This is a genomic window from Allobosea robiniae (assembly GCF_900102525.1).
Classification (GTDB): Bacteria; Pseudomonadota; Alphaproteobacteria; order Rhizobiales; family Beijerinckiaceae; genus Allobosea; species Allobosea robiniae.
The window spans coordinates 338,417-357,076 of sequence record NZ_FNBZ01000004.1 but is presented as its reverse complement, the minus strand read 5'-3'; the positions used below and the strand labels follow the sequence as shown (position 1 = coordinate 357,076).

The 18,660-nt window shown below is 66.6% G+C and carries 21 protein-coding genes; 13 read left to right on the top strand and 8 right to left on the bottom strand.

Features of this window, described 5'->3' with window-relative positions; genetic code table 11:
* Window positions 1-3 precede the first annotated feature (3 nt).
* Window positions 4-1,083 (top strand): sn-glycerol-3-phosphate import ATP-binding protein UgpC, encoded by a 1,080-nt coding sequence (locus tag BLQ70_RS13505; RefSeq protein WP_091857391.1) that lies wholly within the window; start codon window positions 4-6, stop codon window positions 1,081-1,083.
* Between the two features lie 131 nt (window positions 1,084-1,214).
* Here BLQ70_RS13505 and hemW read toward each other — a convergent pair whose 3' ends face one another.
* From hemW to rph, 3 genes are read right to left on the bottom strand one after another with little or no spacing between them, the layout of a single operon-like run.
* Entirely contained in the window at window positions 1,215-2,414 is a 1,200-nt protein-coding gene (hemW, locus tag BLQ70_RS13500; protein WP_091857390.1) for a radical SAM family heme chaperone HemW, read from the bottom strand.
* The gene (rdgB, locus tag BLQ70_RS13495; protein ID WP_091857389.1) at window positions 2,411-3,058 is read right to left on the bottom strand and encodes an RdgB/HAM1 family non-canonical purine NTP pyrophosphatase; all 648 of its coding nucleotides are present in this window, start codon (window positions 3,056-3,058) and stop codon (window positions 2,411-2,413) included. Before rdgB ends, hemW begins: the two co-directional genes overlap by 4 nt.
* A 2-nt stretch (window positions 3,059-3,060) precedes the next feature.
* A complete protein-coding gene (gene rph, locus BLQ70_RS13490) occupies window positions 3,061-3,777 on the bottom strand; it encodes a ribonuclease PH (RefSeq protein ID WP_061970926.1) in 717 nt (238 codons plus the stop codon).
* Window positions 3,778-3,921: 144 nt separating this feature from the next.
* On the opposite strand from rph, the gene hrcA reads away from it, so the two are divergent.
* Window positions 3,922-5,007: a heat-inducible transcriptional repressor HrcA gene (gene hrcA / locus BLQ70_RS13485; protein WP_091857388.1), complete on the top strand. Its 1,086-nt coding sequence runs from the start codon at window positions 3,922-3,924 to the stop codon at window positions 5,005-5,007.
* A gap of 88 nt (window positions 5,008-5,095) precedes the next feature.
* Window positions 5,096-5,344, top strand: a complete 249-nt coding sequence (locus BLQ70_RS13480; RefSeq protein ID WP_061970923.1) for a DUF3297 family protein — start codon at window positions 5,096-5,098, stop codon at window positions 5,342-5,344.
* A gap of 3 nt (window positions 5,345-5,347) precedes the next feature.
* Here the strand turns inward: BLQ70_RS13480 and BLQ70_RS13475 are convergent, their stop codons facing one another.
* Window positions 5,348-5,884, bottom strand: a complete 537-nt coding sequence (locus BLQ70_RS13475) for a GNAT family N-acetyltransferase (RefSeq protein WP_091857387.1) — start codon at window positions 5,882-5,884, stop codon at window positions 5,348-5,350.
* Window positions 5,881-6,480: a helix-turn-helix domain-containing protein gene (locus tag BLQ70_RS13470; RefSeq protein ID WP_091857386.1), complete on the bottom strand. Its 600-nt coding sequence runs from the start codon at window positions 6,478-6,480 to the stop codon at window positions 5,881-5,883. The genes BLQ70_RS13475 and BLQ70_RS13470 overlap by 4 nt, the downstream gene beginning before the upstream one ends.
* Window positions 6,481-6,585: 105 nt before the next feature.
* Between BLQ70_RS13470 and lepA the strand changes: the two genes are divergently transcribed.
* Complete coding sequence (lepA, locus tag BLQ70_RS13465; RefSeq protein ID WP_091857385.1) at window positions 6,586-8,391, top strand: translation elongation factor 4; 1,806 nt, start codon at window positions 6,586-6,588, stop codon at window positions 8,389-8,391.
* 31 nt (window positions 8,392-8,422) lie between these two features.
* Here lepA and BLQ70_RS13460 read toward each other — a convergent pair whose 3' ends face one another.
* Together BLQ70_RS13460 and BLQ70_RS13455 are read right to left on the bottom strand one after the other, a co-directional pair.
* The gene (locus tag BLQ70_RS13460) at window positions 8,423-8,758 is read right to left on the bottom strand and encodes a GIY-YIG nuclease family protein (protein ID WP_061970916.1); all 336 of its coding nucleotides are present in this window, start codon (window positions 8,756-8,758) and stop codon (window positions 8,423-8,425) included.
* Window positions 8,759-8,848: 90 nt separating this feature from the next.
* Complete coding sequence (locus BLQ70_RS13455) at window positions 8,849-9,190, bottom strand: hypothetical protein (protein ID WP_061970914.1); 342 nt, start codon at window positions 9,188-9,190, stop codon at window positions 8,849-8,851.
* A 134-nt stretch (window positions 9,191-9,324) separates the two neighbouring features.
* Here BLQ70_RS13455 and BLQ70_RS13450 point away from each other — a divergent pair, with 134 nt between their 5' ends.
* From BLQ70_RS13450 to tam, 9 genes are all read left to right on the top strand, one after another.
* Window positions 9,325-9,531 carry a CsbD family protein gene (locus tag BLQ70_RS13450; protein ID WP_061970912.1) on the top strand — a complete coding sequence of 69 codons (207 nt, stop codon included), beginning with the start codon at window positions 9,325-9,327 and terminating at the stop codon, window positions 9,529-9,531.
* 133 nt (window positions 9,532-9,664) lie between these two features.
* On the top strand, window positions 9,665-10,411 hold the full coding sequence (locus tag BLQ70_RS13445; protein WP_061970911.1) for an SDR family NAD(P)-dependent oxidoreductase: 747 nt from the start codon (window positions 9,665-9,667) through the stop codon (window positions 10,409-10,411).
* Window positions 10,412-10,419: 8 nt separating this feature from the next.
* Complete coding sequence (locus BLQ70_RS13440; protein WP_091857384.1) at window positions 10,420-11,637, top strand: acyl-CoA dehydrogenase family protein; 1,218 nt, start codon at window positions 10,420-10,422, stop codon at window positions 11,635-11,637.
* Window positions 11,638-11,641: 4 nt separating this feature from the next.
* Entirely contained in the window at window positions 11,642-12,682 is a 1,041-nt protein-coding gene (locus BLQ70_RS13435) for a phosphotransferase family protein (RefSeq protein WP_091857383.1), read from the top strand.
* A gap of 168 nt (window positions 12,683-12,850) precedes the next feature.
* Window positions 12,851-13,987, top strand: a complete 1,137-nt coding sequence (locus tag BLQ70_RS13430; protein WP_091857382.1) for an ABC transporter substrate-binding protein — start codon at window positions 12,851-12,853, stop codon at window positions 13,985-13,987.
* Between the two features lie 35 nt (window positions 13,988-14,022).
* Window positions 14,023-15,066, top strand: coding sequence for a FecCD family ABC transporter permease (locus BLQ70_RS13425; RefSeq protein ID WP_091857784.1), 1,044 nt, complete (start codon window positions 14,023-14,025; stop codon window positions 15,064-15,066).
* Window positions 15,067-15,069: 3 nt separating this feature from the next.
* Window positions 15,070-15,855, top strand: coding sequence for an ABC transporter ATP-binding protein (locus BLQ70_RS13420; RefSeq protein WP_091857381.1), 786 nt, complete (start codon window positions 15,070-15,072; stop codon window positions 15,853-15,855).
* A gap of 63 nt (window positions 15,856-15,918) precedes the next feature.
* Window positions 15,919-16,713, top strand: coding sequence for a class I SAM-dependent methyltransferase (locus BLQ70_RS13415; RefSeq protein ID WP_091857380.1), 795 nt, complete (start codon window positions 15,919-15,921; stop codon window positions 16,711-16,713).
* Between the two features lie 53 nt (window positions 16,714-16,766).
* Window positions 16,767-17,552, top strand: a complete 786-nt coding sequence (gene tam, locus BLQ70_RS13410) for a trans-aconitate 2-methyltransferase (RefSeq protein WP_091857379.1) — start codon at window positions 16,767-16,769, stop codon at window positions 17,550-17,552.
* Here the strand turns inward: tam and BLQ70_RS13405 are convergent, their stop codons facing one another.
* Complete coding sequence (locus BLQ70_RS13405; protein ID WP_170843407.1) at window positions 17,553-18,659, bottom strand: siderophore-interacting protein; 1,107 nt, start codon at window positions 18,657-18,659, stop codon at window positions 17,553-17,555.
* Between the last annotated feature and the right edge of the window lies 1 nt (window position 18,660).

Genomic DNA, 18,660 nt, shown 5'->3' with positions numbered 1-18,660 from the left:
CGAATGGCTCAGGTCACCCTCACCAACGTCAAGAAGGTCTATGCCGGCGGCGTCGAGGCCGTGAAGGGCGTCTCGTTCGACATCCCCGACGGCGGCTTCTGCGTGCTCGTCGGCCCCTCCGGCTGCGGCAAGTCCACGCTGCTGCGCATGGTCGCCGGACTGGAGACGATCTCGTCGGGCGAGGTGTCGATCGGCAGCCGCGTCGTCAATGAGATCGAGCCGGCCGACCGCGACATCGCCATGGTGTTCCAGAACTATGCGCTCTACCCGCATATGAACATCTACGACAACATGGCCTATGGCCTGCGCAATCGCGGCACGCCGAAGGACGAGATCGACAAGCGCGTGCGGGAAGCCGCCCGCATCCTGGCGATCGAGCCCTTCCTCGAGCGCCGGCCGCGCCAGCTCTCCGGCGGCCAGCGCCAGCGCGTCGCCATGGGCCGCGCCATCGTGCGCAAGCCGCAGGTCTTCCTCTTCGACGAGCCGCTCTCGAACCTCGACGCCAAGCTGCGCGTGCAGATGCGCGTCGAGATCAAGAAGCTGCAGCGCGCGCTCGGCGTCACCGCGATCTACGTCACGCATGACCAGGTCGAGGCGATGACGCTCTCCGACAAGCTTGTGGTGATGAATGCCGGCCAGGTCGAGCAGATCGGCCTGCCCGCCGAGGTCTACCGCAAGCCGGCGAGCAAGTTCGTCGCGACCTTCATCGGCTCGCCGCCGATGAACATCCTGCCCGGCATGGTCGACGGCCCCGGCATCGTCGCGCTCGGCGACGCGATCATCGAGGTGCGCGATCTGCGCGAGGATTTGGCGGCGCAGGCCCCGGTCGAGGTGGGCTTACGCCCCGAGGATGTCGAGATCGCCTCCGAAGGCCAGGCCGGTTCGCTGCCCTTCGACGTCGAGTTCATCGAGGAACTCGGTGCGACCCAGCTCTTCCACGGCAAGCTCGCCGGCCAGCCCTTCGTGATGCAGGCGGCGACGGGCGAGGTCGCGGCGCAGGAAGGCCGGCTCTGGATCACCGTCGATCCCGACAAGATCCACATCTTCGATCCGAAGACCGGGGCGCGGTTGGGAAAGGGCTGAGCGATTTATTTCGCGCTCTTCGTCATGGTCGGGCTTGTCCCGACTATGCACGTCTTCACTCGTCGAAGATCGTGTTCAAGACGTGGATGCTCGCCACGAGGGCGAGCATGACGCTGTAAGCTCCGCGTAGTTCAAGCCGCCAGATCGGCCACCAGCGCATCGAGCAGCAGCGCGCCATCAGGCGTTGCCGCGAGCCGCCCGCCTGCGCGTTCCATCAGCAGCTTCTGCTCGATCAGGCTGGCGACGCGCCTGGCGTTGAGCGCGCGACCCGACAGCGCCTTGAACACCTGGGGATCGATGCCCTCGACGAGGCGCAAGCCCATCAGCAGATATTCGTCGCCCTGGGCCTCTTCGCTGAGCCGGTCGTTCTCGACCAGCGCATGGCCCTCGGCTTCGACGCGTTCCAGCCAGACTTCCGGCCGCTTCTCCGTGGAATGCGCCATGCGGCCCTCAGCCGTCACCAACCGGCCATGGGCGCCGGGGCCGATGCCGGCATATTCGCCATAGTGCCAGTAGACCAGGTTGTGCCGGCATTCGGCGCCGGGCCGCGCGTGGTTCGAGATCTCGTAGACCGGCAGGCCGTGCCTGGCGGTGATCTCCTGCGTCGTCTCGTAGAGCGCCGCACCCGCATCGTGATCGGGGATGGCGAGCTTGCCGGCGCGGAACAGCCGCTCGAAGGCGGTGCCGGGCTCGATGGTGAGCTGGTAGAGCGAGAGATGCTCGGCCGCATGGCTGATCGCCAGCTCCAGCTCGGCGCGCCACAAGGCCGGCGTCTGCAAGGGTGAGCGGGCATAGATCAGGTCGAAGGAATAGCGCTCGAAATATTGCCGCGCGATCGCGACGGCTGCCAGCGCTTCCTCGGCCGAATGCATCCGGCCCAGCGCCTTGAGATCGGTATCGTTAAGCGCCTGCACGCCGAGCGAGACGCGGTTGACGCCGGCCGCGCGGAAATCGCGGAAGCGCCCGGCCTCGACGCTGGTCGGGTTGGCCTCCAGCGAGACCTCGCAATTGGGATCGACGGCCCAGTGCTCGCCGATCGCATCGAGAATCGCGCCGACCGTGCGGCCTTCCATCAGCGAGGGCGTGCCGCCGCCGAAGAAGATCGAGGAGACCGTGCGGCCGGGCACCAGCGCGGCGCGATGTGCGATCTCGCGACGGAAGGCGGCGATGTAGCGCTGCTGGTCCGGCGGCTGCAGCCGCACATGCGAGTTGAAGTCGCAATAGGGGCATTTGGCCAGGCAGAACGGCCAATGCACATAGACGGCGAAGCCCGCATCCGCGGTCGGATGCGAGGTGGAAGGCCGCTCAGTGAGGGCGGCCGGGGCGCTCACGCCGGCTTCCTCAGACAAGCGGCAGCGAGGACATGGAAGGCTCGCGCGCGATGCGACAGCCCGGGCGAGCCATCGGCCGGAATGCCGTGCTTCTCCTGCGCCGTCATCTCGCCGAAGGTCTTGTCATGCCCGTCGGGCAGGAAGATGGGATCGTAGCCGAAGCCGCCCAGGCCGCGCGCCTGCTCGGTCACCGTGCCGAAGACGCGGCCTTCGAACAGCTCCTGATGTCCGTCCGGCCAGGCGATGACCAGCGCCGAGACGAAATGCGCCTTGCGCGTCTCGGGCGTGGTGGCGCCGCGCTTCGCCAACTCCATCTGCACCCGCCCGATCGCCGGGGCGAAATCCTTGCCCGGTCCGGCCCAGTTGGCCGAGAACAGGCCGGGCGCGCCGTCGAGCGCGTCGATGCAGATGCCGGAATCGTCGGAGAGCGCCGGCAAACCGCTGGCGTTCGCCGCAGCGACCGCCTTGATCGCCGCATTCTCCGAGAACATGTAGCCATCCTCGACCGGCTCGGGCAGGCCGAGCTCCCCGGCCGAGACGAGCTCGATGCCGTAGGGCGCCAGCAACTCGCGCATTTCGCGCAACTTGCCCTGGTTATGGGTCGCGATCACGACCTTGCCGGTGAGGAGGCGATGCGGGCTCATGCTCAGGCCACCGCCGCCTTCTGCAGCGTGACGAGCTTGGCGACACCGCCCTTGGCGAGCTTGAGCAGCGCGAGCAGCTCTTCTTCCGAGAAGGGCGCGCCTTCGGCCGTGCCCTGCACCTCGACAATGCCTCCGGAGCCCGTGATGACGAAATTCGCGTCGGTCTGCGCGCCGGAATCCTCGACATAGTCGAGATCGATCACGGGGTTGCCGGCGACGATGCCGCAGGAGATCGCGGCGACATGGTCCTTGAGCGGGTTGGTGCCCTTGAGCAGGCCGCGCCCTTCCATCCATTTCAGCGCGTCATGCAGCGCGACCCAGGCGCCGGTGATCGAAGCCGTGCGCGTGCCGCCATCAGCCTGGAGGACATCGCAATCGACGACGATCTGGCGCTCGCCGATCGCGGTGAGATCGACGACGGCGCGCAACGAGCGGCCGATCAGGCGCTGGATTTCCTGCGTGCGGCCCGAAGGCTTGCCCGAGGTGACCTCGCGGCGCGTCCGCTCATGGGTGGCGCGCGGCAGCATCGAATATTCGGCGGTGACCCAGCCCTTGCCGGTGCCGCGCAGCCACGGCGGCCCCTTTTCCTCGACGGTCGCGGCGCAGAGCACCTTGGTCTCGCCGAACGTCACCATGCAGGACCCCTCGGCATAGCGCACCACGCCGCGTTCGAGCGTGACCTTGCGCATCTCGTCGGCGGCGCGTTTGGAGGGTCGCATGAAACTGTCCTGTCTTGCGGGGAAGTGGCGGCTTGTAGGCGCTTGCGCCGCGCACGGCAAGGCGCGGGCGGGGCTTGCCCCTTGATCCGCGCCTCCGTCGTGACGACAATAGGACGAGACCGACATTTCGCCTGAAAAAGGTTCATGAGCGCGCATACGCCCCGCCCCGAGACGATCAGCGGCCTGGTCGAGACCGACCAGCGCTCGCGCGAGATCTTTCGCCAGATCGTCGACGGCTATCTGACGACGGGCGAGCCCGTCGGCTCGCGCAACATCGCCCGCCTGCTGCCGATGGCGCTCTCGCCGGCGACGGTGCGCAATGTCATGACCGATCTGGAGCTGGCCGGGCTGATCTATGCGCCGCATACCTCGGCCGGTCGCTTGCCCACCGAGCGGGGGCTGCGCTTCTTCGTCGATGCGATGATGGAGGTCGGCAATCTCACCGCGGACGAACGCTCGCGCATCGAGGCCCAGATCAGGGTCGCCGCCAGCAATCGCAATCTCGACCAGACCCTGACGGAAGCCTCTGCGCTGCTCTCCGGCCTGTCGCGCGGCGCCGGCGTCGTCGTCACCACCAAGGCCGATGTCCGGCTGAAGCATATCGAATTCGTCCGGCTCGATCCGCTGCGCGCCCTCGTCGTGCTCGTCTCGGAGGACGGCACGGTCGAGAACCGCCTGCTGGCGCTGCCCCCCGGCCTGCCGGCCTCGGCGCTGAGCGAGGCCGCGAATTTCCTGAACGCCCGCATCCTCGGCAAGACGCTAGCCGAACTGCGCGGCGAGATTGGCGGGCAGCGCGCCTTGATGGAGCGCGAGCTCGACGCGCTGACGGCCCGGCTCGTCGAAAGCGGCATCGCGACCCAGGCCGGCCCCGGCAGCGACCGCCATCTCATCGTGCGCGGCCAGGCCAACCTGCTCGACGATCTCCGGGCGCAGGAGGATCTCGAGCGCATCCGCATGCTGTTCGGCGATCTGGAGACGCAGACCGATGTCATCGACCTGCTGACGCGCGCCGAGGATGGCGACGGCGTGCGCATCTTCATCGGCTCGGAGAACAAGCTGTTCTCGATGTCGGGTTCGTCGATGGTCGCCGCGCCCTTCCGCGACGCCGAGCAGCGCATCGTCGGCGTGGTCGGCATCATCGGGCCGACGCGCCTGAACTACGCCCGCATCGTTCCGATGGTCGATTATACCGCCAAGGTCGTCGGGCGGCTGCTCGACGGCAGCCGCTAAGCCAGCCTCAAGTCCCTGAGTTGGCTTTGCGGGCGGAAGCGGTTATCGAGCGGGCAAAGCAACAGTTTCTGCAATTCAGGTGCGAGCCATGTCCGAGCAGCTTCCCGACCGTCTTTCCGTCAATCCGGACAGCCCCTTCTATAACGAAGAGGTGCTGGCGCGCGATATCGGCATCCGCTTCAAGGGCGTCGAGAAGACCAATGTCGAGGAATATTGCGTCTCCGAGGGCTGGGTGAAGGTCTCCGCCGGCAATGCCAAGGACCGCTTCGGCCGGCCGATGACGATCACGCTCAAGGGCCCGGTCGAGCCCTACATCCGCGGCAGCGCCGAGGGCTGAGCCTCAGACGAGGCTCTTGTAGAAAAACGTCGAGCCGCAATCGGCGCCATCCGGCATCAGCGCATAGCGCGGGATGGTGCCGGCCTCGGTCCAGCCCAGCCGGTTATAGAGCCGGCGCGCGGCGCTGTGCTCGTCGGTATCGAGCACCAGCAGGTCGCGACCCTTCTCCCGCGCGATCGCCTCGGCGCGCTGCATCAGCGCCTCGCCGATACCCTGCCGCCGCGCGCGCGAATGGACCAGCACCTTGGCGATCTCGGCCCGGTGCGGCTGGTTCGATTTGCCGATCAGGTGAAGCTGTGCCGTGCCGACGATGCCGTCCTCGTTTCGGGCAATCAGCAGGATGACTTGTCCGCCCGCGACGCCCGCCGCGACATCGCGCCAGAAGCGTTCGTAGTCGGCGGCGGTGTTCCAGCTCATGAAGCCGACCGAAGCACCGTTGGCGACGCTGTCGCGCAGGATTTCCGCGAGAGCCGGAATAGTGGTTTCGGCAGCCTTGGCGTCGAGTATCTCGATGGCAACGGTGAAAGCGCTCGCGTTCATGCGATATGTCCCGGAAAGGCGCCGCTTCCCGCGACGAGGATGACGGCGTAGCGGACGGGCGCGGTGCCCGGATTGCGGTAGATGATCGCGCCGCGCAGATGCATCTGCAGGCAGTCGCCCTCGGCGAGCTCGTGGCGGATGCCTTCAACGGTGAGGTCGAGCCGGCCGCGCAGCACCCAGATCTGCTGGTCGAGCGCCGCCGCACCGGTCGCGTTGTCGAGCCGCACTTCCGCTCCGCCGGGCAATTCGACCTCGACGATCTCGAAGCCCGACCCCGTCCCGCGTGGCGAGACGTTGCGGCGCAGATAGCCGCTCGCTGGATCGCGCCAGACCGGTTGCGCGTCGCGGCGCGCTAGCGGCCCGCTTCCTGCATCCTCTTCCAGCAGCGCCGAGAGCGAGAGGCCGAGTCCGGAGCCGAGCCGGACCAGCAGTGCCGCAGTCGGGCTCGATTCGCCGCGCTCGACGCGGGAGATCATGGCGCGGCTGACGCCGCTGCGCTCGGCCAGCGCATCGAGCGTCAGGCCATGGCGCTGGCGGGCCGCCTTGAGGCGCTGCCCGAGCAGCCGGTCGATCTCGGTATCGTGGTCGAGCTCCATGAACGGAGAATAATTCTTAGATATTGGAATTGCAAGTGCGGCCATAGAGGAGCCTTTTGCGGCCAGCCGCTTGGCGCCACGCAGCATCACTGCTATGGCGCGCGCATGAGCACCCGTTCCATCGACAATATCCGCAACTTCTCGATCGTTGCCCATATCGACCACGGCAAGTCGACGCTGGCCGACCGTCTGATCCAGCAGACCGGCACCGTCGCGGCCCGCGACATGAGCGACCAGATCCTCGACTCGATGGATATCGAGAAGGAGCGCGGCATCACCATCAAGGCGCAGACGGTGCGGCTGGATTACCGGGCCAAGGACGGCAAGGACTATGTCCTGAACTTGATGGACACCCCCGGCCATGTCGACTTCGCCTATGAGGTCTCGCGCTCGCTCGCGGCCTGCGAGGGTTCGCTCCTGGTGGTCGACGCCTCGCAGGGCGTCGAGGCGCAGACGCTCGCCAACGTCTATCAGGCGCTCGACGCCAACCACGAGATCGTCACCGTCCTCAACAAGATCGACCTGCCGGCCGCCGAACCCGAGCGCATCAAGCAGCAGATCGAGGACGTGATCGGGCTCGATGCGTCCGAGGCCGTGCCGATCTCGGCCAAGACCGGCCTCAACATCGAGGGCGTGCTGGAGGCGATCGTCGAGAAGCTGCCGGCGCCGAAGGGCGATCCCGACGCGCCGCTCAAGTGCCTGCTGGTCGACTCATGGTACGACGCCTATCTCGGCGTCGTCGTGCTCGTGCGCGTCATCGATGGCGTGCTCAAGAAGGGCATGACGATCCGGATGATGCGGGCCAACGCCTCCTATGGCGTCGATCGCGTCGGCGTGTTCAAGCCCAAGATGACCGAGGTCAAGCAGCTCGGCCCCGGCGAGGTCGGCTTCTTCACCGCCTCGATCAAGGAAGTCGCGGATACCGCCGTCGGCGACACCATCACCGACGAGAAGAAGCCGATCGCCGAACCGCTGCCGGGCTTCAAGCCGGTGCAGCCGGTGGTGTTCTGCGGCATCTTCCCGGTCGACGCCGCCGATTTCGAGGTGCTGCGCGCCGCGATGAGCCGGCTGCGGCTGAACGACGCCTCGTTCTCCTATGAAATGGAGACCTCGGCTGCGCTCGGCTTCGGCTTCCGCTGCGGCTTCCTCGGGCTTCTGCATCTGGAGATCATCCAGGAGCGACTGGAGCGCGAGTTCAACCTCAACCTGATCTCGACCGCGCCGTCGGTGGTCTACCATCTCAAGCTGCGCGACGGCTCGACGCTCGAACTGCACAACCCGGCCGACATGCCGGACGTGATGAAGATCGAATTCATCGAGGAGCCCTGGATCAAGGCGACGATCTTCACGCCGGACGAGTATCTCGGTTCCGTCCTGAAGCTCTGCCAGGATCGCCGCGGCATCCAGACCGACCTGTCCTATGTCGGTTCGCGCGCCAAGGTCGTCTACGACCTGCCGTTGAACGAGGTCGTGTTCGACTTCTACGACCGGCTGAAGTCGATCTCGAAGGGCTATGCCTCCTTCGACTATGCGATCACCGACTATCGGGAGGGCGACCTCGTGCGTATGTCGATCCTGGTCAATGCCGAGCCGGTCGACGCGCTCTCGATGCTGGTCCATCGCTCGCGCGCCGATGCCCGTGGCCGTGCCATGTGCGAGAAGCTCAAGGACCTGATCCCGCCGCATATGTTCCAGATCCCGGTCCAGGCCGCGATCGGAGGCAAGATCATCGCCCGCGAGACCATCCGGGCGCTGCGCAAGGACGTGACCGCCAAGTGCTATGGCGGCGACGCGACCCGAAAGCGCAAGCTTCTGGAGAAGCAGAAGGAAGGCAAGAAGAAGATGCGGCAGTTCGGCAAGGTCGAAATCCCGCAGGAAGCCTTCATCGCCGCCCTCAAGATGGACGATTGAGCGGCGCGCCAGCACCGCTTCATTTCGCTGCCTAGAGCGCCTCGGCGCCGAGCTTCGCCTGCCAATGGGCGAGGCGCTCCTTCAGCACGCGATCCAGCACATAGGCGATGTCCTCGTCTTCCAGCCTTTCGAGCGCCTCGAAGCGGAAAGCCTCGGGGCCATTTGCGTTCCAGGCGGCCTGCAAGGAGCGCTGGCGGTGACTGCCATGACGCAGCGTGAAGCGCAGCCGGTTCTCGATGGTTGAAAGATCGGGCGCGCGGCCGACCCAGGTCAGCCCGGCCGCCTCGCAATGGAAGGCGAAGATGCCCGCCACCGTCTTCCGTTCCTTGTAGGCGGCCGTGGCCGCCTTCCTGTCCGCGATCTGCATCGGTGCAACCCATCTTGTTCGATGGGGGTTCAATAATGCCCGGGTTTTAATAAGGCAAGATTTTTATCCGGGTATTTATGAGTTGCGGCCTTAACGCAGAAAGTTCGGCACCTTCTCGCCCTGCGGGCCATAGAGCTTCCGCCCGAGATCGCAGGCGGCCTGCTGATCGAGGGCTGCGATCTCGCGGGCGTACTCCGCGCCCTTGGCGACGATGATGTCGCTGTAGGGCGCGCGGTTCATGGCGATGCCGTGCTGGCGTGTCACCATGCCGATGATCAGGTTGTTGGGCTTGAGCGCCGGGCACTTGTTGTTGAGCGCCACGGCGCGTCCGATATGAGTCATGACGTTCTGCTGCTGCTGGGATTGGGCCGCGGCCGGAACGAGCCCGCCCGCGAGCGCCGCGGCCAGCGAAGTCACGATGAGGAAGCGCATGGATCATCTCCTTCGCTTCATCATCGATCGCGTCCGGATTGCCGCGCATCCGCCGTTCTGATGAGGCGGTCAGTGAACAATCCAGCCACTGGGGCGTTGTTTCCCTGAATCCACACTCGCATGAGGAGGTCCCGATGGACTGGAACCGCGTCGAAGGAAACTGGAAGCAGCTCAAGGGCAAGGTCAAGGAGCAGTGGGGCAAGCTGACCGATGACGATCTCGACGTCATCGCCGGCAAGCGCGACCAGCTCGAAGGTAAGATCCAGGAACGCTACGGCCTCGCCAAGGACAAGGCCCGCAGCGATGTCGACGAGTGGTACGGCCGCCAGACCTGGCAGTGACAGGGCGGCCGTCGATCGGCCGTCATGAATTGGCAGAAGCCCGGCGCGATGCGTCGGGCTTTTTGCATGGCGGGCGCCTTGATCGCGGCCGACAACCGGCCGACAGTTGCGGCTGTTCGAAGCGGGATGCCTGATGTTCGAGGATCTTTCGGGGAAGACGGCCCTGGTGACAGGTGCGTCCGGTGGGCTGGGGCTGCATTTCGCCAGGCTGCTCGCGCATCATGGTGTGGAGGTCACGCTGGCGGCCCGCAGACAATCCGCCCTGGATGAGGCGGGCGCGGAGATCGCCAGGGCGGGCGGCAGCGCGAAAGGCCTTGTGCTTGACGTGGCTGACGCGGTCTCGGTCGCGGAGGCGCTCGCCGGCCGGCATTTCGACATCCTGATCAACAATGCCGGCATCAGCGGCGCCGGCCCGGCGGCTGATCTGTCCGAAGCGGATTGGGATGCGGTGCTCGACACCAATCTGAAGGGCGTCTTCCTCGTCGCTCAGGCGGTGGCGCGCGGCATGCGCGAGAGCGGCACCGGCGGCACAATCGTCAACATCGCCTCGATCCTCGGCCATCGCGTCGCTGGCGGCGTCAGCGCCTATGCGGCCTCGAAGGCGGGCGTGATCCAGTTGACCAAAGCGCTTGCGCTCGAATGGGCGCGCGATCGTATCCGCGTCAACGCGCTCTGCCCCGGCTATATCGAGACCGACATCAACCGCGATTTCTTCGCGACCGAAGCCGGGCTGCAGCTGATCAAGCGCATCCCGCAGCGCAGGCTCGGACAGCCGGAAGAGCTCGACGGCGCCCTGCTGCTGCTTGCGTCGAGCGCCGGCAGCTACATCACCGGCTCCACCATCGAGGTCGATGGCGGCCACCTCGTTTCGTCCCTGTGAGCACCGCCATGGATTTCGAGATTTCTCCCCGCATCGAGGATTATCGCGCGCGCATCGCCGCCTTTGTCGAGCACGAGATCCTGCCGCTGGAAGCCGACCAGGCTTCCTACGACGCCCATGGCAACATCGCGTTGCCTTTGCTCGACACGATGCGGGCCAAAGCCCGTGCCGCGGGCCTCTGGTGCCTGCAGCTCAAGCCGGAGACCGGCGGTGCCGGCCTCGGCAAGATGGGCATGGCGGTCGCTTACGAGGAGATGAACCGCTCGATCTTCGGACCGGTCGTGTTCAACTCGGCTGCGCCCGATGACGGCAACATGATGGTGCTGGAGGCACTCGGCACGCCCGAGCAGAAGGAGCGCTGGCTGAAGCCGATCGTCGAGGGCAGGGTCCGCTCCGCCTTCGCCATGACCGAGCCGCATCCGGGCGGCGGCTCCGATCCCTCGATGATCCTGACGAAGGCCGAGCGGCGCGGCGACAAGTATGTGATCAGCGGGCGGAAATGGTTCATCACCGGCGCGGAGGAGGCGAAGCACTTCATCCTCGTCGCCCGCACCTCGGACGATCCGCGCAACGGCCTCACCGCCTTCCTCTTCCATGCCGATCAGCCGGGCTGGCGCATCCTGCGCCGCATCGAGATCATGGGGCCGGAGGAGCATGGCGGCCATTGCGAGATCGAATTCGACGGGCTGGAAATCCCCGTCGAGAACGTGCTCGCCGGCGAGGGCAAGGGCATGAAGGTGACGCAGGTTCGCCTCGGTCCGGCCCGCCTGACCCATTGCATGCGCTGGCTTGGCCTGTCGAAGCGCTGCATCGAGATCGCGCAGGCCTATGCCGCCGAGCGCTATGGCTTCGGCCAGCGCCTTGCCGATCGCGAGAGCATCCAGCTCAAGCTCGGTGACCTCGCCATGCGCATCGAGATCGGCCGCCTCTTGGTGATGAAGGCGGCGTGGGAGCTCGATCGCGGCGGCTTCGCCCGCAAGGAGGTCTCGATGGCCAAGGTTCAGGTCGCCAATGTCCTGCACGACGCCGCCGATGTCGCGATCCAGGTCAATGGCGCGCGCGGCTATTCCAAGGACACGGTGCTGGAGTGGATCTACCGCTATGCCCGTCAGGCTCGCTTGGTCGATGGCGCCGACGAGGTCCACAAGATGGTGTTGAACCGCTTCCTGACGCAGGAGGGCCGGGATTTCTGGCATTGGCCCGTGGCCGGACAGCCGCAGGGCTGAGGCGATGGCAGCGCCGGCGCTTTCCACTGTCGATTTCGATCCGGCCGCCCTGGAGAACCTCCTGCGGGAGCGCTTCGGGGCTGGCGAGCTTGCCCTCGAACGCATCGGCGGCGGCCAGTCCAACCCGACCTATTTCGTCGGTTGGGGGACGCGCCGCCTCGTTCTGCGCAAGCAGCCGGCCGGGCCGATCTTGCGCGGTGCCCATGCGATCGACCGCGAGTTCCGCGTGCTCGAGGCGTTGTCGAAGACGAACGTGCCGGTGCCGCGCGCCGTGCTCTTCCATGCCGATCCCGAGCCGCTCGGCACGCCCTTCTACCTGATGGAGCGGCTGGAGGGCCGGGTCTTCCATGATTGCGCTCTGCCGGGGCTGGAGCCGGCCGAGCGTCATGGTCTCTATCTCGGCATGGCCGAGGCGCTGGCGAAGCTGCATGCGGTCAGGCCCGACGCGGTCGGCCTCGGTGATTTCGGTCGGCCGGGCAACTATTTCGAGCGCCAGATCGCGCGCTGGACCAAGCAGCTCCGGGAATCGCCGGGCGAGCCGATCCCGGAATTGGAGGCGGTCGCCGATTGGCTGCCAGCGCATCTGCCCGATGATGACGGCCAGGTCTCGATCGCCCATGGCGATTTCAGGCTCGGCAACCTGCTTTTCCATCCCGAGAAGCCCGAAGTGATCGGCATCCTCGACTGGGAATTGTCGACGCTCGGCCACCCGCTCGCCGATCTCGGCTATTGCGCCATGCCCTGGCACACGGCGCCCGACGAATATGGCGGCATCCTCGGGCTCGACCGTGCCGCGCTCGGCATTCCCGCCGAGGCCGAATTCCTTGCGCACTACTACGAGCATGCCGTGCCGACGGCGCCGCTCCTGCGCTTCCATCTCGTCTTCGCGCTGTTCCGCTTCGCGGTGATCTTCGTCGGCATCGCCGACCGGGTCCGCGCCGGCACGGCCTCGGCCGCCAACGCGGCCGAGGTCGCGCCGCTCGCCCGGCGTTTCGCAGTGCGGGCGCGCGAGGCGATGGAGGGCCGGAACGCCTCGGTTGAGTAAGACGATGATAGGATTCGCAAGGGCGTCGTCTTCAAGGTCCGATGTCACTCTCAATGAATTCTAGAATAGATCTAATTTAGATCGATTCAAAACAAGCAGAATTACTTTGCCGTCCCAAGACGGGCTGTGTTAGCGCGAGGGCATCTTTCCCGGCAGGATGCTCTTCCGATGCCCGCTCCCCTTTGGCTTGCCCGTCTGTCTTCCGCCGTCCTGTTCGGCGCGTCCGTGTTGTTTGCGGGTGCCGCCGCTGCCGAAACGATCGAGGTCACCGATCTCGCCGGTCGCGTCGTGAACGTCACCCGCGACCCCCAGAAGATCGTGCTCAGCGAGGGCCGCCAGCTTTATACGCTGGCGATGCTGGACCGCGAGGACCCATTCAAGCGCGTCGTCGGGTGGGGCAACGACCTGATCGAGAACGATCCGGGCGCTTGGGCAAAGTACCTCGCCAAATTCCCGAAGGCGAAGGACATCGCCAACATGGGCAACCCCTATGCCGCCGATGTCAGCATGGAGAAGATCGCCTCGCTCGGCACCGAGGTCTACATTCTTGACCTCTCAAACTACTTCAAGGCGCAGGAGACGGGGCTGCTCGCCAAGCTCGAGAAGGCCGGGATCACCACCGTCTTCGTCGATTTCCGCCAGGACCCGACCCAGAACGTGCTGCCGAGCGTGCAGCTGCTGGGCCGCATCCTCGGCCGCGAGAAGGAGGCGAACGCCTTCGCTGATTACTATCTGCGCCAGACCCGCAGCATCTATGCCCGCGTCGGTTCGATCCCCGACAAGCAGAAGCCGATGGTCTTCGTCGAGCGCGCCGCCGGCCTGCTTCCGTGCTGCGCCACCTTCGGCCCGTTCAATTTCGGCCGCTACATCGAGGAGGCCGGCGGTCGCAACTGGGGCAGCCAGTTCTTCTCGGCCTTCCAGGCGCAGGCCGCGCAGGAAAAGGTGCTCGCCGACAATCCGGACGTCTATTTCCTCACCGGCGCCAACTGGTACGGCAGTAATCCCGGCAGCACCGCTGTAGCTCTCGGCTATGACGCGACGCCGGAGCAGGTGCAGAAGCAGCTGGTGGCGCTGATGAACCGCCCGGGCTTCCAGCAGCTCAAGGCGGTCCAGGGCAAGAAGGTGATGGCCTTCTACCATCAGTTCTACGACATGCCCTATTACTTCATCGCCGAGCTCGCCATGGCGAAGGAGTTCTATCCGGATCGGTTCAAGGACGTCGATCCGGAGGCGATCTTCAAGGAATTCCACGAAAAATTCCTGCCGATCTCCTATTCCGGCGTGTTCTGGGCCAGGCTCCAGTGACGGCGGCCTGAGCGACGATGGCCGCGACCCTGCCCATGACGGCAACCGCCACCGGGGACTATCGCCGGCGCAATGCGCGCCGGCTGAAGCTCGTCCTCATCGGCGTCGTCGCGCTCGCCGTCGCGCTGGCGCTCGATGTCTCGATCGGGCCGGGCAATCTCCCGCTCGGCGATGTCCTGCGCACGCTGGTGGATCCGCAATCGGCGGCGCCGCGGCTCTCCGTCATCGTCTGGGACCTGCGCCTGCCGATCGCGCTGATGGCGATGGCGGTCGGCGCCATGCTCGGTCTGAGCGGTGCCGGCATGCAGACCATCCTCGCCAATCCGCTGGCCGATCCGTTCACGCTCGGCGTCTCCGCCGCTGCGACGGTCGGCGCCTCCGTCGCGATCGTCTTCGGCTGGAGCGTCATCCCCGGCGCCGGCCCTTATATCGTGACGGTCAATGCCTTCATCTTCGCGCTGGCGGCCTCGCTCGTGCTGTTCTTCATGACCAAGCTGCGCGGCGTCAGCCCCGAGACGATGATCCTCGTCGGCATCGCCCTGCTCTTCACCTGCAACGCCATCACCGCTTTGCTGCAATACCGCTCCAACGAGGTGCAGCTCACCCAGATCGTGTTCTGGACGCTGGGCAGCCTCGCCCGCGCGAGCTGGGAGAAGGTCGGCGTCGCCGCTCTCCTGATCGCGCTCGCCTTGCCGTTCTTCCTGATGCGCGGCTGGGCGCTGACGGCGCTGCGCCTCGGCGACGAGCGCGCCGAGAGCCTCGGCGTTCGCGTCGACCGGCTGCGGCTGGAGATCCTGATCGCGACCTCGCTGCTGGCGGCGGTCTCGGTCTCCTTCGTCGGCGGCATCGGCTTCATCGGCCTCGTCGGCCCGCATATCGCGCGGCTGCTCGTCGGCGAGGACCAGCGCTTCTTCCTGCCGACGGCGACGATCGCCAGCGCCGTGCTGCTCTCGCTCGCCTCGACCGTCTCGAAGGTGATCACACCGGGCGTGATCTATCCGATCGGCATTATCACCGCGCTGATCGGCGTGCCCTTCTTCATCAGCCTGGTGATGTCGATCCGCGGCAGGGGAGTCTGAGCCATGGCTTTGCAGATTCGCGACCTCGATTTCCGCTATGGTGCGACACCGATCCTGCAGGGGCTGGGCACGCAGGCCTTGCCGCGCGGGGAGCTCGCTGCGCTGGTCGGCCCCAACGGCTCCGGCAAGTCGACCCTGTTCCGTTGTGCCGCCGGCCTCCTTCGCCCCGAGCGCGGTACGGTCGCGCTGGACGGCCATGATCTCTCGCAGCTCTCGCAGCGCGAACGGGCGCGCAAGGTCTTCTATCTCGCGCAGGATACCGGTGCGCGCGTCGCGCTCTCGGTCTTCGACATCATCCTGCTGGCGCGCAAAAGCCTGCATCGCGGCTATGCGCTTGCGGCCTCGCCCGAGGATACCCGCGCTGTCGAGGCGGTGATCGAGGAGCTGGGCTTGGCCCCCTTCGCTTCGCGCGATATCGCCACGCTCTCGGGCGGCCAGCGCCAGCTCGCCGCGATCGGCCAGGCGCTGGTGCGCGAGCCGGATGTTCTGCTGCTCGACGAACCGACCAGTGCCCTCGACGTCCGCCGCCAGCTCGACGTCATGGCGACGATCCGGGAGGCGACGCGCCGGCGCGACATCGTCACGGTCGTCGCGATCCACGATCTCTCGCTTGCGGCGCGCTTCGCCGACCGGGTGCTGGTGATGAATGCCGGGCGCATCGCGCAGGCCGGCGCGCCCGCCGAGGTGCTTGCGCATGAGGCGGTCTCGGAGACATATGCCGTCGGCGTGCATCTGGAGCATTCGGCCCGGGGCACGCTTCTGGTCGAGCCCTATATTCAGGTTCACTGAAGCATTTTCGAGCGAAGTGGGTACCGGTTCGCGTGAAGAAAATGCGAGAAAGCCTCTAAAGCCATGTCCGCTCCCTCAACGCACGACAATTTCACCCTGAAGGAAGAGATCCGCGCCTATTGGTCGGCGCGGGCCGAGAGCTTCGATCTCTCCTTCGGCCACGCGATCAAATCGGACCGCGAGCTGAAGGCCTTTCAGCGCCTGATCGGCGATTCCTTCGGGTCGCAGCCGCTCGACGTGCTCGACCTCGCCTGCGGAACCGGCGAGATTACGCGTGCCCTGCTCTCGCTGAAGCACCGCGTCACCGCGCTCGATTTCTCCGAGGCGATGCTGGAGCGCGCGCGCGCCAAGCATGGCAAGGCCGCCCGCTTCCGCCTCGGCGATGCCGAGCGCCTGCTCGATGAAGACGCGAGCTATGACGCGGCGATCACCCGCCACCTCGTCTGGACCCTGACCGATCCGGAGGCGGCGCTCAGCGAATGGTTCCGTGTCCTGCGCCCCGGCGGGCGCCTGCTGATCATCGACGGCGACTGGGTCAACCGCACGCGCTGGCAGGCGCTGGTCAATCGCTTCGGCACCTGGCTGCGCGCGAAGCGCGGCGCAGCCGTCCACCAGATCGACGCCGATACCCATGCCTCGATCACCAGCCGCTTCTACTTCAAGGACGGCTTGAGCCGTCCGCGCCTGGAGGCGATGCTGACGGCAGCCGGCTTCACCGACATCGTCTCGGCCGATTACCATCAGGTCGTGCGCGAGCAGCAGCGCGCGGCGCCCCTGCATGACGCGATCAGGCTGGCTTCTTCGACCCGTTTTGCCCTTCTGGCGCGCAAGCCTGCCGACGCCGCCGTTTCGCGCTAGAAGAAGCGGAGCGCGCCGCTTCTTCAGGCAGTGCGCCGCGACAGGAGCAAGCGATGAACGCCAAGCCGGATTGGGACGCCGCGCAATATCTGCGCTTCGAGGACGAGCGGACCCGCCCGCCGGCCGATCTTCTTGCCCGCGTGCCGCTGAGCGAGCCCAGGCGCTGCATCGATCTCGGCTGCGGCCCCGGCAACAGCACGGAGCTGGTCGCCGCACGCTTCCCCCGCGCCATCAATGAGGGCCTCGATTCCTCGCCCGACATGCTGGAGAAGGCGCGCAAGCGCCTGCCGAACCTCTCCTTCGTCCTCGGAGACGTGAACAGCTGGTCGAATGCGGCGGGCTATGACCTGATCTTCGCCAATGCCGTGCTGCAATGGCTGCCGGATCATGCCGCGTTGTTCCCGCGTCTGGCGCGCTCGCTGACATCAGGCGGCTGCCTGGCCGTGCAGATGCCGAACAACCTCAACGAGCCCTCCCATGTCGCGATGCGCGAGGTCGCGGCCGATGGCCCCTGGGCGGAGAAGCTCGCGAACGCCAAGGCCGAACGCGCCACGATCGGCTCCTTCGGCGACTATCGGCGTTGGCTCGGTCAAGCGGGCTGCCGCGTCGATATCTGGCAGACGACCTATGTCCATGCGCTGGCCAATCTCGAAGCCATCGCCGAATGGTTCAAGAGCACCGGCCTGAAGCCCTATCTCGACCGCCTGTCGGCCGAGGAGCAGCAGGGCTTCATCGCGCGTTATCTCGAGCGCATCGCGCCGCACTACCCCGTCGAGAGCGACGGCAAGGTGCTGCTGCGCTTCCCGCGCCTGTTCGTGGTCGCGGTGCGCGAGGGCTGATCAACCCTTCGCGGCTTCAGCCTTCTTCGCAGCGACATGCTCCTCGTCGGAGGCTCCGGCGCGCCAGTAGCTGACGACGAGATTCTGGTCGCGCTCCGGCCTGAGCTTGCCGCGCGACGCCGCCCGGATCGCTTTGAATGTGGCGTGCTCCGCCGCAGCCCAGAGATAGGTCGAGGGCCCGTCGGCCGGCCAGTCGATCGTCTCGAAGGCATCCTGCAGCAGCGGTAGGCTGCCCGGCGCCGCCGCGCCGCGATGCAGCCAGGTCAGCGACATGCCGGCCGGGTGGCGCAGGGGCTGTTCCTCGCCGGCATCGGCGACTTCGATGAAAACCTGCCCCTTGGCCTGCGCCGGCAGGTTCTCCAGCATGCGTGCGACGGCGGGCAAACCGGTCTCGTCGGCGAGGAAAACATAGCGCTCGGCCGGCTTGAGGCCGCGCCCGCCGGGGCCGGCCATGCCGATCCGGTCGCCGGCCCTGGCCCGGAACGCGAAGGCCGAGCCCGGCCCGGCATCCTCATGCAGCACGAAATCGAGCGCGAGCGTGCCGTTGGCGACGTCGATCTCGCGGATCGTGTACTTGCGCACCAGCGGGCGTGTCTCGGCCGGCGAGGGCAGCAGCAGACCGTCATCGCCGACCATCGGCCAGCTCGGCTCGGTCACGCCGACCGGGGGGATGAAAAGGCGCACATGCAGCGCGTCAATCTGGTCGTAGCGGGCGAGATTTTCGCCCGTGAAGCGGATCCGGGCCATATGCGGCGTGATCCGTTCGACGGCGGTGACCGTCAGGATGCGGAATTCTGGCGGCAGGGCGGGGCCGGTGCCGTCGCCGGTCCAGCGCATCTCCGGCGTGGTGTCCTTCGGGGCGAATTCGATGACGTGGCTGGCGATGGCGCGTTTCATGCCGAGCAGCGTGGAGAGGTCCGGCGCCTCGACATGGACATCGAGCGCGGCTGTCGTGAGTTCGATCCGCGCGTGGCTGCCGTCCAGCGCGATGAGCGTCGTGTCGCCCTGTTCCGTGATGACGGCCTCATGCTCGACGAGATGCTCGCAGAGCGGCTTCAGGACGCCCGCCGGGTTGGCGAGCGCGATCCGGGTCGAGGTGGCCAGCATG

Excerpts from the sequence above, each read along its gene's own strand:
- lepA (WP_091857385.1), top strand. The coding sequence starts at position 6,586 with ATGAGCACCCGTTCCATCGACAATATCCGCAACTTCTCGATCGTTGCC.
- BLQ70_RS13480 (WP_061970923.1), top strand. The coding sequence starts at position 5,096 with ATGTCCGAGCAGCTTCCCGACCGTCTTTCCGTCAATCCGGACAGCCCC.
- BLQ70_RS13455 (WP_061970914.1), bottom strand. The coding sequence starts at position 9,190 with ATGCGCTTCCTCATCGTGACTTCGCTGGCCGCGGCGCTCGCGGGCGGG.
- BLQ70_RS13425 (WP_091857784.1), top strand. The coding sequence starts at position 14,023 with ATGACGGCAACCGCCACCGGGGACTATCGCCGGCGCAATGCGCGCCGG.
- BLQ70_RS13440 (WP_091857384.1), top strand. The coding sequence starts at position 10,420 with ATGGATTTCGAGATTTCTCCCCGCATCGAGGATTATCGCGCGCGCATC.
- BLQ70_RS13420 (WP_091857381.1), top strand. The coding sequence starts at position 15,070 with ATGGCTTTGCAGATTCGCGACCTCGATTTCCGCTATGGTGCGACACCG.
- BLQ70_RS13470 (WP_091857386.1), bottom strand. The coding sequence starts at position 6,480 with ATGGAGCTCGACCACGATACCGAGATCGACCGGCTGCTCGGGCAGCGC.
- BLQ70_RS13405 (WP_170843407.1), bottom strand. The coding sequence starts at position 18,659 with ATGCTGGCCACCTCGACCCGGATCGCGCTCGCCAACCCGGCGGGCGTC.
- BLQ70_RS13430 (WP_091857382.1), top strand. The coding sequence starts at position 12,851 with ATGCCCGCTCCCCTTTGGCTTGCCCGTCTGTCTTCCGCCGTCCTGTTC.
- tam (WP_091857379.1), top strand. The coding sequence starts at position 16,767 with ATGAACGCCAAGCCGGATTGGGACGCCGCGCAATATCTGCGCTTCGAG.
- hrcA (WP_091857388.1), top strand. The coding sequence starts at position 3,922 with ATGAGCGCGCATACGCCCCGCCCCGAGACGATCAGCGGCCTGGTCGAG.
- BLQ70_RS13445 (WP_061970911.1), top strand. The coding sequence starts at position 9,665 with ATGTTCGAGGATCTTTCGGGGAAGACGGCCCTGGTGACAGGTGCGTCC.
- BLQ70_RS13475 (WP_091857387.1), bottom strand. The coding sequence starts at position 5,884 with ATGAACGCGAGCGCTTTCACCGTTGCCATCGAGATACTCGACGCCAAG.
- BLQ70_RS13505 (WP_091857391.1), top strand. The coding sequence starts at position 4 with ATGGCTCAGGTCACCCTCACCAACGTCAAGAAGGTCTATGCCGGCGGC.
- BLQ70_RS13415 (WP_091857380.1), top strand. The coding sequence starts at position 15,919 with ATGTCCGCTCCCTCAACGCACGACAATTTCACCCTGAAGGAAGAGATC.
- BLQ70_RS13460 (WP_061970916.1), bottom strand. The coding sequence starts at position 8,758 with ATGCAGATCGCGGACAGGAAGGCGGCCACGGCCGCCTACAAGGAACGG.
- BLQ70_RS13435 (WP_091857383.1), top strand. The coding sequence starts at position 11,642 with ATGGCAGCGCCGGCGCTTTCCACTGTCGATTTCGATCCGGCCGCCCTG.
- rdgB (WP_091857389.1), bottom strand. The coding sequence starts at position 3,058 with ATGAGCCCGCATCGCCTCCTCACCGGCAAGGTCGTGATCGCGACCCAT.
- BLQ70_RS13450 (WP_061970912.1), top strand. The coding sequence starts at position 9,325 with ATGGACTGGAACCGCGTCGAAGGAAACTGGAAGCAGCTCAAGGGCAAG.
- rph (WP_061970926.1), bottom strand. The coding sequence starts at position 3,777 with ATGCGACCCTCCAAACGCGCCGCCGACGAGATGCGCAAGGTCACGCTC.